Annotated in this window: 15 protein-coding genes; 9 read left to right on the top strand and 6 right to left on the bottom strand. The window is 67.9% G+C overall.

The annotated features are described in order from the left end of the window. Positions 1-6 precede the first annotated feature (6 nt). The 6 genes from B3E43_RS14780 to B3E43_RS14755 form a co-directional block, all read right to left on the bottom strand. Positions 7-657, bottom strand: coding sequence for a 3-oxoacid CoA-transferase subunit B (locus tag B3E43_RS14780; RefSeq protein ID WP_292030835.1), 651 nt, complete (start codon positions 655-657; stop codon positions 7-9). Continuing rightward, positions 657-1,361 (bottom strand): CoA transferase subunit A, encoded by a 705-nt coding sequence (locus B3E43_RS14775; RefSeq protein WP_292030833.1) that lies wholly within the window; start codon positions 1,359-1,361, stop codon positions 657-659. The genes B3E43_RS14780 and B3E43_RS14775 overlap by 1 nt, the downstream gene beginning before the upstream one ends. Before the next feature lie 122 nt (positions 1,362-1,483). Beyond that, entirely contained in the window at positions 1,484-1,861 is a 378-nt protein-coding gene (locus B3E43_RS14770; RefSeq protein WP_292030832.1) for a helix-turn-helix domain-containing protein, read from the bottom strand. Positions 1,862-1,870: 9 nt separating this feature from the next. Beyond that, a complete protein-coding gene (locus tag B3E43_RS14765) occupies positions 1,871-2,182 on the bottom strand; it encodes a type II toxin-antitoxin system HigB family toxin (RefSeq protein ID WP_292030831.1) in 312 nt (103 codons plus the stop codon). Between the two features lie 37 nt (positions 2,183-2,219). Continuing rightward, positions 2,220-3,014 (bottom strand): DUF1365 domain-containing protein, encoded by a 795-nt coding sequence (locus B3E43_RS14760; RefSeq protein WP_292030830.1) that lies wholly within the window; start codon positions 3,012-3,014, stop codon positions 2,220-2,222. Then, on the bottom strand, positions 3,011-4,384 hold the full coding sequence (locus tag B3E43_RS14755) for an NAD(P)/FAD-dependent oxidoreductase (protein WP_292030828.1): 1,374 nt from the start codon (positions 4,382-4,384) through the stop codon (positions 3,011-3,013). Before B3E43_RS14755 ends, B3E43_RS14760 begins: the two co-directional genes overlap by 4 nt. Before the next feature lie 116 nt (positions 4,385-4,500). Here B3E43_RS14755 and B3E43_RS14750 point away from each other — a divergent pair, with 116 nt between their 5' ends. From B3E43_RS14750 to B3E43_RS14710, 9 genes are all read left to right on the top strand, one after another. After that, positions 4,501-5,532, top strand: a complete 1,032-nt coding sequence (locus tag B3E43_RS14750; protein ID WP_292030826.1) for an SAM-dependent methyltransferase — start codon at positions 4,501-4,503, stop codon at positions 5,530-5,532. A 12-nt stretch (positions 5,533-5,544) separates the two neighbouring features. After that, positions 5,545-5,958, top strand: coding sequence for a DUF2177 family protein (locus B3E43_RS14745; RefSeq protein WP_292030825.1), 414 nt, complete (start codon positions 5,545-5,547; stop codon positions 5,956-5,958). A 106-nt stretch (positions 5,959-6,064) separates the two neighbouring features. Next, entirely contained in the window at positions 6,065-6,976 is a 912-nt protein-coding gene (locus B3E43_RS14740; RefSeq protein WP_292030824.1) for a DUF459 domain-containing protein, read from the top strand. Between the two features lie 2 nt (positions 6,977-6,978). Next, positions 6,979-8,241 carry a GDSL-type esterase/lipase family protein gene (locus B3E43_RS14735; RefSeq protein WP_292030823.1) on the top strand — a complete coding sequence of 421 codons (1,263 nt, stop codon included), beginning with the start codon at positions 6,979-6,981 and terminating at the stop codon, positions 8,239-8,241. Next, on the top strand, positions 8,242-9,651 hold the full coding sequence (locus B3E43_RS14730) for an MBOAT family O-acyltransferase (RefSeq protein WP_292030822.1): 1,410 nt from the start codon (positions 8,242-8,244) through the stop codon (positions 9,649-9,651). A 15-nt stretch (positions 9,652-9,666) separates the two neighbouring features. Further along, positions 9,667-10,164 carry a hypothetical protein gene (locus tag B3E43_RS14725; protein ID WP_292030821.1) on the top strand — a complete coding sequence of 166 codons (498 nt, stop codon included), beginning with the start codon at positions 9,667-9,669 and terminating at the stop codon, positions 10,162-10,164. A gap of 64 nt (positions 10,165-10,228) precedes the next feature. Continuing rightward, positions 10,229-12,685 (top strand): alpha/beta hydrolase family protein, encoded by a 2,457-nt coding sequence (locus B3E43_RS14720; RefSeq protein ID WP_292030818.1) that lies wholly within the window; start codon positions 10,229-10,231, stop codon positions 12,683-12,685. 78 nt (positions 12,686-12,763) lie between these two features. Next, positions 12,764-13,141 carry a hypothetical protein gene (locus B3E43_RS14715; RefSeq protein ID WP_292030816.1) on the top strand — a complete coding sequence of 126 codons (378 nt, stop codon included), beginning with the start codon at positions 12,764-12,766 and terminating at the stop codon, positions 13,139-13,141. A gap of 95 nt (positions 13,142-13,236) precedes the next feature. After that, the coding region (locus B3E43_RS14710) for a circularly permuted type 2 ATP-grasp protein (protein ID WP_292030812.1) at positions 13,237-14,367 on the top strand (1,131 nt) is incomplete at its 3' end.

Below are 14,367 nucleotides of genomic sequence, written 5' to 3'. Positions count from 1 at the left end.
GGCCGGTCAGCCGACGCCGGGCGCGACTGTATAGGTCGCCTCGGTCTTGCTCGCGACCTCTTCGAGGGTGACGCCCTCGGCCAGTTCGATGAGCTCAAGGCCTGTTCCGTCCGGTTTGACGTCGAAGACGCAGAGGTCGGTGATGATGCGGCTGACCACGCCCGTACCGGTGAGCGGCAGGGTGCAGGATTTCAGCACCTTGGACTGGCCGTGCTTGTTGGCGTGGTCCATGACCACGACCACGCGCTTGACGCCCGCGACCAGGTCCATGGCGCCGCCCATGCCCTTCACCAGCTTGCCCGGGATCATCCAGTTGGCGATGTCGCCGTTCTCGGCCACTTCCATGGCGCCGAGGATGGACAGGTTGATGTGGCCGCCGCGGATCATGGCGAAGCTGTCGGCCGAGCTGAAATAGCTGCTCTCGGCGATCTCGGTGATCGTCTGCTTGCCGGCGTTGATCAGGTCGGCGTCGACCTCGTCCTCATAGGGGAAGGGGCCCATGCCCAGCATGCCGTTCTCGGACTGGAGGGTGACCTCCATCCCGTGCGGAATGTAGTTGGCCACAAGGGTCGGGATGCCGATGCCGAGGTTCACATAGAACCCGTCCTGCAGCTCGTGGGCGGCGCGGGCGGCGAGTTGTTCGCGGGTGCGGGCCATTATGCGGTCTCCCGGGCACGGACGGTGCGTTGCTCGATGCGCTTCTCGGGCTCGGTCAGGACGATGCGGTCGACATAGATGCCGGGCGTGTGAATCTGGTCGGGGTCCATCGAGCCGGTCGGGACGATATGCTCGACCTCGACGACGGTGACCTTGCCGGCCGTGGCCATCATCGGATTGAAGTTGCGGGCGGTCTTGCGGAACTGGAGATTGCCGCGGCCGTCGGCCTTCCAGGCCTTGACGATCGAAAGGTCGGCGACGAGGCCGGTCTCCATGACGTAGTCGCGGCCGTTGAAGTTGCGGACTTCCTTGCCCTCGGCGACCAGGGTGCCGACGCCGGTGGCGGTGAAGAAGGCCGGGATGCCCGCGCCGCCGGCGCGGATGCGCTCGGCCAGGGTGCCCTGGGGGTTGAACTCCAGCTGCAGCTCGCCGGCCAGATACTGGCGCTCGAACTCCTTGTTCTCGCCGACGTAGGACGAGATCATTTTGGCGATCTGGCGGGTCTCCAGCAGCTGGCCGAGGCCGAAGCCGTCCACGCCGGCGTTGTTGGAGATGACGGTCAGGCCCTTGGTTCCGCTGTCGCGCAGGGCGGCGATCAGATGCTCGGGGATGCCGCACAGGCCGAAGCCGCCGGACATGACGGTCATGCCGTCGAAGGTCAGGCCCTCCAGGGCGGACGCCGCGTCGGGGAAGATCTTCCGCATCGCTTCCTCATATTTTCACCACCTGATGAATATTGGCGGCGCTCGTCCGTCCGTACCGTGGGGACGCGGGACGGGCAAGCCGGGCGGAAAAAAACACCTTCCGAGGCGTTCACATAGCCCGGTCAGGCGGCGAGACCGTCAATCAGGGCGGCGGCCGGAATGTGCCAGGCGCGGTTGAGCTTGCGGATCTGGTCGAGGTTGATCTCGCGACGGCCGTTCAGCAGGTCGGAAGCGCGCGCCTTGGAACCCACGACCTCGATCAGGTCTGCGCGGGTGTAGTTGTTGGCCGCCATCACTGACTTGACCACCGAGACGGGGTCCGCACGACTTATTGGATAGAAGCGCGCTTCGTAGTCCTCAATCAGCAAGGTCAGAGCGTCAAAATTGGCGGCTTCGGGTGTATCGGCCGCGGGCTCGTCGTCGAAATAGGGACGGACAGCGACCAGAGCTGCCTCGTATTCGGCTTCGTCACGCAGGGTCCGCAGGGTGCTGAAATCCATCATCGCCTCCTAGAGTTTCGCCACGTCGATCCGGTCGTAGTCGGCGTGCGTGCCGACGAAGAGAATGAACACCCGCCTCGTCCTGAAGCCGATCAGACCGACGACGCGATATTTGTTGCCACCCACATCGAAGACGATCTTGCCGTCCGCGACATAGTCGGCGCTGTTGAATGTGGCCTTCACCTCGCTGAAGTTCTTCCAGTCGGCGTCGGACACGGTGGTGTGCCATTCCGTCAAGGCAACGCGGGCGGCGTCGGCGAGCTTGCCTTTCGGCAAACCCGACCAGAATTTCACCAGCGTCGATTTGGCGATGATGCGCACACAGCCAACATAGTGCGTTCCCAATCTGGAAACAAGACTAGCGTGCCGACCCTTCGGTCACCGGCTGTGCCGGCGGTGCGCCGCGATGGCGATAGCGGGCGCCCTTGAGCATCATCTTCGCCGCTTCCCAGTGGATGCCCCAGGTGACCTTCCACGTCAGCAGGGGGTGGGTCAGGAAGGCGCGGAGCAGCTGGCTGTCGGTCAGGGGCCTGCGCCGGCCTGTGAAGCTGGCCGTCAGGATCGGCGTATCGCCCCGTCGCACCGCCACGACGACGGACACGGCCTCTCCGGGCGGGCGGACGGTGAAGTCGTAGGTCAGGTCGCGGTCCATGAAGGGCGAGACGAAGAACTGCTTGTCCACCGTCTGCCGGATCAGAGCCGTCTCGTCGCCCGGCGCGGCCACGAGATAGCTGTGACGCTCGTGAAAGGTGTTGGTGACCTCATAGAGCAGGGCCGCCAGTGCTCCGTCGGGCGTGTGGCAGAAGAAGACGCTGATCGGGTTGAAGCCGTAGCCGAGGATGCGCGGCATGGTCAGCAGGCGGATCGGCCCGCCGGCGATGTCGATCCCGGCCTCGTTCAGATGCGCCTCGACCTGAGCGCGCAGGGGTCGGCCGGAGCGGTCGCCGTGATCGGAGGATCGCAGGCTGATCAGGCCGAAGCGTCCCCGGCCCAGCAGGCGCAGGCGATTCTGAACCTCGTCCAGCTCATCGAGGTCGGCCAGCACCATCCAGAGGCGGTAGCGCAGCCGATGGTCAAAGGTGCGCGACCGCTGATGGACGACCTCGCCGACATAGAGGGCTGATGAGCAGGCGATGGCGGGATGCGCGTTCACGCCGCCTCGGTCAGCCGGTCCGGGTTGGCGGCAGGCGCACGGACATGGATCCGGCCGCTCTCATTCTCGACCGACCAGGGCCGGCGCACGCCGCCGAGCTGTTCGGCGACGGCCAGTCCGGCCTGCAGTCCGTCCTCATGGAAGCCCGAACCGAACCATGCCCCGGCGAACCAGACATTGCGGCGGCCCTGCAGCGACCACAGTTCCGACTGCGCCGCGACGGCGGCGGCGTCGAACACGGGATGCTCATAGTCCCATTCGCCGATCACCAGCGCCGGATCCGGGGCCTTGGCCGGGTTCAGGCTGACGAACAGGGGCGGGCCGGGCAGGGACTGGAGCTCGTTCATCCAGTAGGTCACGCCGCCTTCGCCCGCGCGGTCGGAGTATCCCATATGGGTCCAGGCGGCCCAGGCCTTGCGCCGCTTCGGCATCAGGGTTGTGTCACGGTGCAGGATGACGTGGTTGGGCCGGTAGCCGATGGCGCCGAGCAGCCGACGGTCCTCGGCCGAGGGCGCTTCCAGCAGCTTCAGGGCCTGGTCGGAATGGGTCGCCAGCACCACGGCGTCGAAGCTCTCCAGCCGCCCGTCGTCGAACCGCAGCGCCGCGCCGTCCAGTCCACGCAACACGCCGACTATGCCCGCGTTGGTCACGATCCGGCCGCGGAAGGCCTCGGCCAGCCGCGTCACATAGGATCGGCTGCCTCCGTCGACCGTCCGCCAGGTCGGCCTCAGGTCCACCTTGAGCAGGTTGTGGTTCATGTAGAAACGGACGAAGGAGGCGGCCGGATACTCAGCCATCTGCCCCATGGTGCAGGACCAGATGGCGGCCGCCTGGGGCAGCAGATGAGCCTCGCGGAACAGGGCGCCGTAGCCGCTGCGCGTCAGATATGCGTCCAGCGTCTCCCCGGACCGCTCGAGCGCTGCGAGATCGCGGGGGGCCTGTTTCTGGAACCGGAGCAGGTCGCTGATCATGCGCCAGAACCGGGGACTGGCGTAGTTGCGCTTCTGGGCGAACAGGGCGCCGAGGCCCTGGCTGCAATATTCGAAGGCGCCGTCGTCGATGGAGACGGCGAAGGACATCATGGCCGGCTTGGTCGGCACATTCAGATGCGCGAACAGGGCGGTCAGGTTGGGGTAGTTGGCCTCGTTGTAGACGATGAAGCCGGTATCGACCGCCACGGGCTCATGCGGGGAGGGCGCGTCCACGGTGCTGGAATGACCGCCCAGCCGGTCGTCGGCCTCGAACAGGGTGACGTCATGCTCCTGCGACAGCAGCCAGGCGCAGGACAAACCCGATATCCCCGAACCGACCACGGCGATGCGCCGGCCGGCGGGTGAGGCGGGTGTCTCCGCGACGAGATGAGGGGGCATGCCGACTCCGACTTTGGTTGAGAAGAGATACGGCGCACAAGGCGAGGCGGATGCCGGTCATCCGAATGCTACGCTGCGGCGTAGCTACGGGATAGTCAGGCCTGTCAGGAGCGCCCATGTCACTCGCCAACGCCGCCATTCGCCGGCTGCAGGATGCGCCGTTCCCGGACTTCATCGCCCGGCCGGCGATCGACAGTCTGGTCAGCGAGGCGCGCAAACGGCTGGACCGCGAGGGCCCGCACGACGAGGCCGCCTTCGCCCGCGACATGGCGCAGCGGGCCATTGCCGAACACACGGCGGCGGCCAACGAACAGCACTATGAGCTGCCGCCGGAGTTCTTCGAAATCTGCCTGGGCAAGCGGCTGAAATACTCCTGCTGCCTCTATCCGGCCGACGACACGACGCTGGATCAGGCCGAGGAGGCCGCGCTGGCGGAGACCTGCGACCATGCGGTCCTGACGGACGGCCAGCGGGTGCTGGAACTGGGCTGTGGCTGGGGGTCGCTGAGCCTTTGGATGGCGGAGCGCTATCCGAACTCGTCCATAACCGCCGTCTCGAACAGCCACGGCCAGCGGGGGCACATCGAGGCCCAGGCCAGGGCGCGGGGCCTGACCAATCTGACGGTCATCACCTGCGACATGAACGACTTCAAACCGGATACGAGCGGCGGGTTCGACCGGATCGTCTCGGTCGAGATGTTCGAGCATATGGCCAACTGGCGCGCCCTGCTGACGCGGGCCCACGGCTGGCTGAAGCCGGACGGGCGGATGTTCATCCACATCTTCACCCACCGCGACGCGCCCTACCGGTTCGACCACACCGACAGCGGCGACTTCATCGCCCAGCATTTCTTCACCGGCGGGGTGATGCCCAGCCGCGGGCTGATGCGGCAGTTTCCGGACCTGTTCCGGGTCGAGCGCGAATGGACCTGGAACGGGATCAACTACCAGCGCACCGCTGATCACTGGCTGGCCAATATGGATGCCAACGGCGACCGGGTGATGGAGCTGATGCGGGAGACCTACGGCGCCGATGCGGCCCTGTGGCGGCGACGCTGGCGGCGCTTCTATCTGGCCACGGCCGGCCTGTTCGGCAACGATGGCGGCAACACCTGGGCAGTCACCCACTATCTGCTGAAGCCAGCTTGAGGACCTGAACACATGATCAAATACATCGTCGGCTATCTCGGCGCCGGCCTGACCTTCGCGGCCATCGACGCGGTCTGGCTGACCAATATGACCGACCGGCTCTACAGGCCGGTACTGGGGCCGATCCTTGCCGAAAAGCCCGACATGCAGGCGGCGGTCGCCTTCTATCTCATTTCCATCTTCGGGACCGTTTTCCTGGCCATCGCACCCGCGCTGCGCCAGGGGGCGTGGCAGAGGGCGGCGATCAACGGTGCGGTGCTCGGTTTCGTGGCCTATGCCACCTACGACCTGACCAACCAGGCGACGCTGAAGGTCTGGTCGCTTCACCTCACGCTGATCGACCTGGCCTGGGGCACGACCCTGACGACCGTATCGGCGCTGGGCGGCTATTTCAGCGCTCGGTGGGCCGAGCGCCGGTTCGGCTAAACCCCTCTCGATTAACCTTTTTCTTCCCGCGACACGGGCACGAGGTGGCCAGATCGCAGCGATAGGGTAAAAGGTTCGACTGGACGTGGTTCAGTCGGGGGACTCCTTGCGCGCTGGCATCAACGCTTTGACGGCGATCTTCGTGGTCGGCGTTCTGGCCGGACTGGCGTTGACGCCGGACGGCCGGGCGTGGCTGCGCAATCCGACCGTCATGTTGGGCGACAAGGCCGCGGCCTCGGCGCCGCCGCTGGCGCCCGCGCCTGTCGCCGCCGCCGCCGTGGCTGCTCCCGCCCCTGCCCCCGCCATTGTCCGTGTGACGCCGCTGAGCGCGCGGCTGGCGCAGGGGCCGCTGCGGATCGGCGTGTTCGGGGACTCCATGGCCGACGGCCTGTACGCGGGCCTCTATCGCGACCTGCAGGACCAGCCGAATGTCTCGGTGAGGAAGTTCTCGCAGGTTTCGACCGGGCTGAGCCGCTACGACTATGTGAATATCCAGGCCCGGACCCAGGCCCAGCTTGATGAGCATCCGGTCGATGTGGCGGTGATGCTGTTCGGCACCAACGACGCCCAGGGCATCGACACCGGCGGCACGGTGCACATGTTCGGCACGGACGGCTGGAAGGCCGCCTATGGCCGGCGGATCGACGAACTGGTCGCCCTGCTGCGCAGCCGCAATGTGGCGGTCTACTGGGTCGGCCTGCCGCGCATGAAGCGCGACACGTTCGATGCCCGGATGATGCTGATCAACGGCGTGGTGGAGGCCCGGATGCGGGCGCTGGGCGTGCCCTGGATCGAGACCGTCGGCCTCACCTCGAACGCCGAGGGCGGCTATGAGGCCTATCTGCCGACCGACGGCGGACGTCGCGTCCTGATGCGCGCCGGCGACGGCATCCACATGTCGATGGCGGGCTATCTGCGTATGAGCGCCCCGGTCGCCGCGCGTCTGAAGCGCGACGCCGGACTGGATCGCCCGCAGGCGGCCCCGGTCGCCGCCCCGCCCGTTTCACCCGCCGCCTGAGCATGAGGGCGTTCGCCGGGGCCCTTGTCGCGGCTGTCCTGGCGTCCGCGGCAGCCGCCCAGGTGCCCTATGGACCGTCCGATGCGCCGGTGCCCGGCGCCTCCGTCTGTCCGGACGGCCTGTGCCAGCCCGATGCGCTGAACGGCGTGTTCGAGGCGCTCGCGGCCACCGAGGCGGGTCGTCGCGGAACGCCGGTTCACATCCTGCAGATCGGCGACAGCCACACGGCGGGCGACCGCATCACCGGCCAGCTCAGGGCGGCGCTGCAGGCGCGGTTCGGCGACGGCGGGCGCGGGGTCCTGCCGCCGGGCGTGCCCTACGACGGCTACGCCCCCAGGCAGGTCGAAGTGACTGCAACCGGCTGGACAACGACGCTTGCCCCGCTCGCGGGTCGTGCCGGCTACGCGCGGACGGCGGTCGGTCTGACCGGAGTGCAATCGATCACTGTCACGCCCGGTGCCGAGTTGAGGTTGCGGATCGAGGGGTCGGAAAGCCTGTTCTATATGGTTTCGATCTGCGGCGAGGGCGCGGGCCGTCTCTGGATGCGCGCCGACGACGAGGTCTGGAACGAGCGGTTCTTCAACGAGCATGGCCGGCAGCGCTCCTGCACCGACATGATGGCCAGCGGACGACCCGACGAGGTGGTGCTGCGGCCGTTGGACGACGTCCTGACGCTGCACGACATTCGCCTCGCCAGTGTCGGGCCGGGCGTCACTGTTTCCAACCTCGGCGTGGTCGGCGCGACGCTGAGGGACCTGGCGGCGCGGGACGAGGCGGTGGTCGCCCTGCAACTGGCGAACTGGCGGCCGGCGCTGATCGTGCTGGCCTTTGGGACCAATGAGGGGTTTGACGACGGGCTCGACAGACAGGCCTATGAGGCCCTGCTGCGCGGGCAGATCGTGCGGCTGCGCAGGCTGGCCCCGGTGGCCTCGCTGATGATCCTCGGGGCGCCCGACGCGCTTCGCAATGGCGTTGTGAACGGCTGCAGCGCCGATGGCCGTCGCGCGCCGCCGCCGTCGCTCGCGGTGGTGCGGGACGTGCAACGCCGGGTCGCCGCCGACATGGGTGTGGCGTTCTGGGACTGGCACGGACGGATGGGCGGCGATTGTTCGGCGGATCGGCTGGCGACGAGGGGCGAGCCCTTCATGTTGCGTGACCGGGTGCATTTCAGCTCGGCCGGCGCCGACTGGATCGGCGGCGCGCTCCATGCGGACCTGATGGCCGCCTATGATGGCTGGGCGGCGCGGCGCGGGGGAGCCGAATAGATGCTGTTCCCCACACTCGCCTTCGGCGTCTTCTTCCTCTTCGTCTATTTTACCGCCTGGTCGCTGGATCGCGAGAACGGGCGGCGCAAGCTGTTCCTGCTGCTGGCCAGCTGGTTCTTCTACGCCCAGTGGGACTGGCGGTTCGTCGCCCTGCTGATCGCCTCGGCGGTGCTGAACTGGGCCATCGGCGCCCTGATCGCGCGGACGCGGGAGCGAGGGGACAGCCGCACGGCCTGGATGGTCGGCCTCGGGGTCGCCGCCAACCTGCTGATCCTCGGCTTCTTCAAATACTACGGCTTCTTCGTCGAACAGGCCGCCGACCTGCTGATGCGGTTCGGCTGGGAGCGGGACCTGCCTCTGCTGCAGATCGTGCTGCCGGTGGGGATCAGCTTCTTCACCTTCCAGGGCATCAGCTATGTCGTGGACGTCTATCGCGGGAAGACGCCGCCGGCGAAGAGCCTCGTCGACGTCATGCTGCTGATGAGTTTCTTCCCGCATCTGGTGGCGGGACCGATCGTGCGGGCCTCGGACCTGCTGCCGCAGTTCGACCGGGCGCCGCGCCTTACGCGGGCCATGGCCACCCATGGATTGCTGCTGATCGTCTGGGGCCTGTTCAAGAAGACGGTCATCGCGTCCGAACTGTCGGTGAACCTGGTCGATCCGGTGTTCTTCGATCCATCGGCCTATTCGGCCTTCGACATCGCGGCGGCGACCTACGGCTATGCGGTCCAGATCTACTGCGACTTCTCGGCCTATTCCGACATGGCCATCGGGCTGGCGGCGCTGCTGGGGTATTCCTTCCCGCGGAATTTCGACCAGCCGTACCGCGCCAGTTCGATGCAGAGCTTCTGGCGGCGCTGGCACATCAGCCTGTCCAGCTGGCTGCGCGACTATCTGTATGTGCCGCTGGGCGGCGGGCGGAAGGGGCTGATCTCGTCCTGCATCAACGTCTTCATCACCATGGTGCTCGGCGGGCTGTGGCACGGGGCGGCCTGGACCTTCCTGGCCTGGGGCGCCTTGCACGGCGGGGTGCAGGTGATCGAACGGCTGTTCCGGGCCGCGCTCGGCGAGCGCAAGGTCGTGCCGACGATCATCGGCGTCTTCGTGACATTCCACATCGTCTGCCTGGGCTGGATCCTGTTCCGGGCCGAGAGTTTCGATCTGGCCATGCAGATGCTGCAGGGACTGGGGCGGATGGGGCCGGTGGTCATGCTGACGCCGCTGCTGCTGACGCTGATCGTCGGAGGGCTGGCGATGCACTGGCTGCCGCCGCGCGCCATCGAAGGCGTGGCCGAGCGGCTGAAGGCGGCGCCTTCGGTGACGCTGGGCCTGCTGATCGGCGCGGCCATCCTGCTGGTCGAGGCGGTGCGTCCCGAGGGCGTGGCCCCCTTCATCTATTTCCAGTTCTGAGGCGTTGAAACGACAATGACCGACGAGCGCGACCCTCCCGAAATCCCGCTGGAGCCGTTTCCGGTTCACCGGCCGGAGTCGCCCTTTCCGCCGCTGTACGAGAGCCTGCCTCCGAACCCGGCCGATCCGCCGAGCGACTGGATCGAGACCGCCGACGCCCACGACCTGCCGACGCGCGAGAACCGGCTGGCGGCGCTGGGGCGGTTCGCCTTTCCGCCCGCCCCGCCGCTTGACGACGAAGGCCTCGCGGCCCGCGACCGGCGCTGGACCAGCCGCACGATCGTCGTGGCGACGGCCTTCCTTCTGGTGTTCAACGCCGTCTCGCCGCTGAACTGGTCGCGGCAGCAGGCGCCGTCATGGCTGCAGGGTACGGTCCAGCAGATGTCCGAAGTCTGGGTGGGCGAGCTGGCGGTGTTCGGCGTGGATATGCCCCGGCAGGGCGCCCGCGAGGCCTGGATGGCGGCGCGGGATGCGCGGTTCGTGAGTCAGGAGCCCGTGTCGACCGCGCCTTGACCGACTCCGCAACCGCCCCCTAGCGTGCGCCGCCCATCAGGGTGTGCGGTTTGGGGAATTGATCATGCGTCATCGTCTGCTCGGTCGGGCCATGCCCGCCTTTGTCCTGCTGGCTGTGCTGGCCGGACCCGCCCTGGCGCAGGAAGGCCGCACCTATCAGCAGCCGCCGGCCCCGATCGCGGACATTCTCGACACCAAACCGACCCCGACGCCCAGCCTGTCGCCCGACCGGACGACCCTGGCCCTGTTCGACCGCGCCAATCTGCCGCCCATCGCCGAACTGGCCGAGCCGATGCTGCGGCTGGCCGGCTACCGCATCAATCCGCGCAACAACGGCCAGGCCAACAGCCGGGTGGCGTGGCTGACAGGTCTCAGCTTCCAGGCGGTGGAGGGCGGCCCCGCACGGACGGTCAGCCTGCCGGCCAATGCGCGCTTCGTTTCGCCCGGCTGGTCGCCCGATGGCCGCTCGGTGGCCCTGCTGATGGATGCGCCCACGGGGCTGGAGCTCTGGACCGTGGATGTGGCCAGCGGCCGCGCGCGCAAGCTGACCGACGCCCGCGTCAACGCCGCGGCCGGCGGGGCTTTCGACTGGCTGCCGGACAGCTCGGGCCTGCTGGTTCGGATGACGCCGGAGGGCCGCGGCCCGGCGCCCGACGTCAGCCGTCCGCCCGAAGGCCCGATCGTCGAGGAAAGCCTGGGCCGGACCGCGCCGGCGCGGACCTATCAGGACCTGTTGTCCAACGCCGGCGACGAGGCCCTGTTCGACCACTATTTCACGTCCCAGCTGACGCTGGTCCCCCTTTCGGGCCCGGCCCATACGCTGGGCGCGCCGGCGGTTTACCTCGGCGCCAGCGTGTCGCCCGACGGGCGCCATATCCTGCAGACGACGGTGAAGCGGCCCTACAGCTATGTGGTCCCGGCGGCCCTGTTTCCGGCCGAGGTGACGGTCACGGACCTGCAGGGCGGGGTCGTCCACCGCGTCGCCGACCTTCCGCTGCGCGACAACGTCCCGACCCCGTTCGACGCCGTGCCCCCGGGCCCGCGTTCGGTCCAGTGGCGCTCCGACGCCCCCTCGACCCTGGTCTGGGCCGAGGCCCAGGACGGCGGCGATCCGCGCACGCCGGCGGAGGTGCGCGATCGGGTCTTCATGCTGGCCGCGCCGTTCCGCGGCGCGCCGACCCCGCTGATCGATCTGAACGAACGCTATGCCGGCGTGACCTGGGGCGACGCGGACACCGCCCTGGTGGGCAGCCGCTGGTTCAATACCCGGCACGAGACCCGCTATGTGGTCGATCCGTCCAACCCCGGCTCCGGCCGGGTTCTGCTGGAGCGGAACTATCAGGACCGGTACAACAACCCCGGCTTTCCGGTCACCGAGCCCAACCTCGACGGCTTCCCGGTGATGCGGTTCACGGCCGACGGCTCGGGCGTCCTGATGACGGGGCCCGGCGCGACGCGCGCGGGCGAATATCCCTTCCTCGCCGCGATGAACCTGTCGAACGGTCAGTCGGAGCGTCTCTGGACCTCGGAAGACGGGGTCTATGAGAGCGTGGTCGGCATCCTCGACGAGGACGGCCGCCAGCTGGTGACGCGGCGCGAGACCCGCAACGATCCGCCCAACCTGTTCGTCCGCGATCTGGACGCACAGGCGACGGCGCTGACCAGCTTCCCCGACCCGGCTCCGCAACTGGCCGGGGTGACCAGACAGCTGATCAGCTATACCCGCGCCGACGGGGTCCAGCTGTCCGGTACGCTCTATCTGCCCGCCGGCTACGACAAGGACCGTGACGGTCCGCTGCCGCTGGTGATGTGGGCCTATCCGGCCGAGTTCACCGACGCCGCCGTGGCGGGGCAGGTGGTCGATACCGCCAACCGCTTCACCCGGCCGGGCGGGATCAGCCATCTGTTCCTGCTGACCCAGGGCTATGCGGTGCTGGACGATCCCTCCATGCCCATCGTCGGCGTCAACGGGGCCGAGCCCAACGACACCTACATCCAGCAACTGACCGCCAGCGCGGAGGCGGCGGTCAACGCCGTGGTCGAGATGGGGGTCGCGGACCGCGACCGGATCGCCGTCGGCGGGCACAGCTACGGCGCCTTCATGACGGCGAACCTGCTGGCCCACACCGACCTGTTCCGCACCGGCATCGCCCGGTCGGGCGCCTATAACCGGACCCTGACGCCGTTCGGCTTCCAGGCCGAGCAACGCAGCTATTGGGAGGCGACGGAGACCTATACGGAGATGTCGCCCTTCACCTACGCCAACCGGGTCAATGAGCCGATCCTGCTGATTCACGGCGAGGCGGACGACAACTCGGGCACCTTCCCGGTCCAGTCGGAGCGGTTCTATGCCGCGCTGAAGGGCAACGGAGCGAACGTCCGCTACGTCGTCCTGCCGCTCGAGGCGCACGGCTATCGGGCCCGGGAATCGGTCGGCCACACCCATTGGGAAATGACCCGCTGGCTGGACCAGTATCTGAAGAACGCGGGACCGAGGGCGGCGGCGACCGGCGCGCCCTGAGTTCGATCCGTCAGGAATCGACAGGCCCCGCCCGGCCCCGCGCGTGCTGACCTGCGCGCGGGACTGGAGGGACATTCCATGAAAACGCTTCTTCGCGCCGCCGCTGCGGCGACCATCATCGGCCTGGCCGGCGGCCTCGGCGGCTGCGCGTCGCTGATCACCGGCGGTGAGCTGATCCGGCCGGGCGAACCCACGGGCGCGCTTGTTGTTCGCAATGTCTCGCAGACCAATTCGATTGACGTCGTGCTGGTCTCGGACTGCAGCGCCCACACCTACGGCCTGAACCGCCTGCCCTCGGGCTACAGCATCCCGCCGGGCGGCAGCTATACCTTCACCGTCTCCGCCGGCTGCTGGGATGTCGGCGCGGGCGAGGTCCTGAGCGCGAACAGCTGGACCGAGGGCTATGCGAGGGTGACGGTGGCCGCCGGACGAGCAACCACGGTCCAGTCGCGATAATCCGTGGTCGTTGAACCTTTGCGGCGGCGCAACATTCCTGTTGCGCCAGCGCCGCTTGTCGGGCCACGCTGCAAGATCGTTGCAGCGGGAGCAGCATGGCCTTCGACGAAATGTCAGGTGACGGCGGTGGAGTCCGCGACAGCTATCGCGGACTCGCGCGCTGGCTGGCGGACGCCCCCGAAGGGCTGCTGCAGGCGCGGTCGCGTCAGGCGGAGCTGTTCTTCCGCCGCATGGGGATCACCTTCGCCGTCTATGGCGACGCGGAATCCAGCGAACGCCTGATCCCGTTCGACGTCGTGCCGCGCATCATCGGCGCGGCCGAATGGGCGGGGCTGGAGGCCGGGCTCACCCAGCGGGTTCGCGCGATCAACCTCTTCCTCGCCGACGTCTATGGCCCGCAGGAATGTCTGAAGGCCGGGATCGTCCCGGCCGAACTGATCCTGACCAATCCCCACTATGTGCCCGAGATGCAGGGCCGCCGCCCGCCGCGCGGCGTCTGGGTTCATATCGCCGGCGTCGATCTGGTGCGCACGGGCGAGGACGGCTTCTACGTGCTGGAAGACAACTGCCGCACGCCCTCGGGGGTCTCCTACATGCTGGAGAACCGCGAGATGATGATGCGGTTGTTCCCCGACCTGTTCGCCGACTATCCGGTCCGGCCGGTCGAGACCTATGCCGATATGCTGCTGCATTCGCTGCGGGCCTCGGCGCCCGAAGCGGCGGGAGCCGATCCGACCATCGTGGTGCTGACGCCGGGGCCGTTCAACTCGGCCTATTACGAACACTCCTTCCTCGCCGACAAGCTGGGCGTGGATCTGGTCGAGGGGCGTGACCTGTTCGTCGATGACGGCAAGGTCTTCATGCGCACGACCCAGGGCCGCCAGCAGGTCGATGTGGTCTATCGCCGGATCGACGACGACTTCCTCGATCCCCTGACCTTCCGGCCGGACTCAACGCTCGGCGTGCCGGGGCTGATGACGGCCTATCAGGCCGGAACCGTAACCCTGGCCAATGCGGTCGGGACCGGCGTCGCCGACGACAAGGCTGTCTACACCTACATGCCGGAGATCATCCGCTTCTTCACCGGCGAGGAGCCGATCCTGAAGAATGTCCCGACCTGGCGCTGCCGTGAGCCGGAGGCGCTGAAGGAGGTGCTGTCGAAACTCGACCAACTGGTGGTCAAGGAGGTCGGCGGCTCGGGCGGCTACGGCATGCTGGTGGGGCCG

This window comes from Brevundimonas sp. UBA2416, from assembly GCF_002343105.1.
In the GTDB taxonomy this organism is placed as follows: Bacteria; Pseudomonadota; Alphaproteobacteria; order Caulobacterales; family Caulobacteraceae; genus Brevundimonas.
Note: the sequence above shows the minus strand (reverse complement) of the source record. Positions and strands in the feature narration are given on the sequence as shown.

Coding starts and splice junctions, on each gene's coding strand:
- B3E43_RS14725 (WP_292030821.1), top strand. CDS start 9,667: ATGACCGACGAGCGCGACCCTCCCGAAATCCCGCTGGAGCCGTTTCCG.
- B3E43_RS14775 (WP_292030833.1), bottom strand. CDS start 1,361: ATGCGGAAGATCTTCCCCGACGCGGCGTCCGCCCTGGAGGGCCTGACC.
- B3E43_RS14715 (WP_292030816.1), top strand. CDS start 12,764: ATGAAAACGCTTCTTCGCGCCGCCGCTGCGGCGACCATCATCGGCCTG.
- B3E43_RS14720 (WP_292030818.1), top strand. CDS start 10,229: ATGCGTCATCGTCTGCTCGGTCGGGCCATGCCCGCCTTTGTCCTGCTG.
- B3E43_RS14780 (WP_292030835.1), bottom strand. CDS start 657: ATGGCCCGCACCCGCGAACAACTCGCCGCCCGCGCCGCCCACGAGCTG.
- B3E43_RS14745 (WP_292030825.1), top strand. CDS start 5,545: ATGATCAAATACATCGTCGGCTATCTCGGCGCCGGCCTGACCTTCGCG.
- B3E43_RS14755 (WP_292030828.1), bottom strand. CDS start 4,384: ATGCCCCCTCATCTCGTCGCGGAGACACCCGCCTCACCCGCCGGCCGG.
- B3E43_RS14735 (WP_292030823.1), top strand. CDS start 6,979: ATGAGGGCGTTCGCCGGGGCCCTTGTCGCGGCTGTCCTGGCGTCCGCG.
- B3E43_RS14770 (WP_292030832.1), bottom strand. CDS start 1,861: ATGGATTTCAGCACCCTGCGGACCCTGCGTGACGAAGCCGAATACGAG.
- B3E43_RS14730 (WP_292030822.1), top strand. CDS start 8,242: ATGCTGTTCCCCACACTCGCCTTCGGCGTCTTCTTCCTCTTCGTCTAT.
- B3E43_RS14750 (WP_292030826.1), top strand. CDS start 4,501: ATGTCACTCGCCAACGCCGCCATTCGCCGGCTGCAGGATGCGCCGTTC.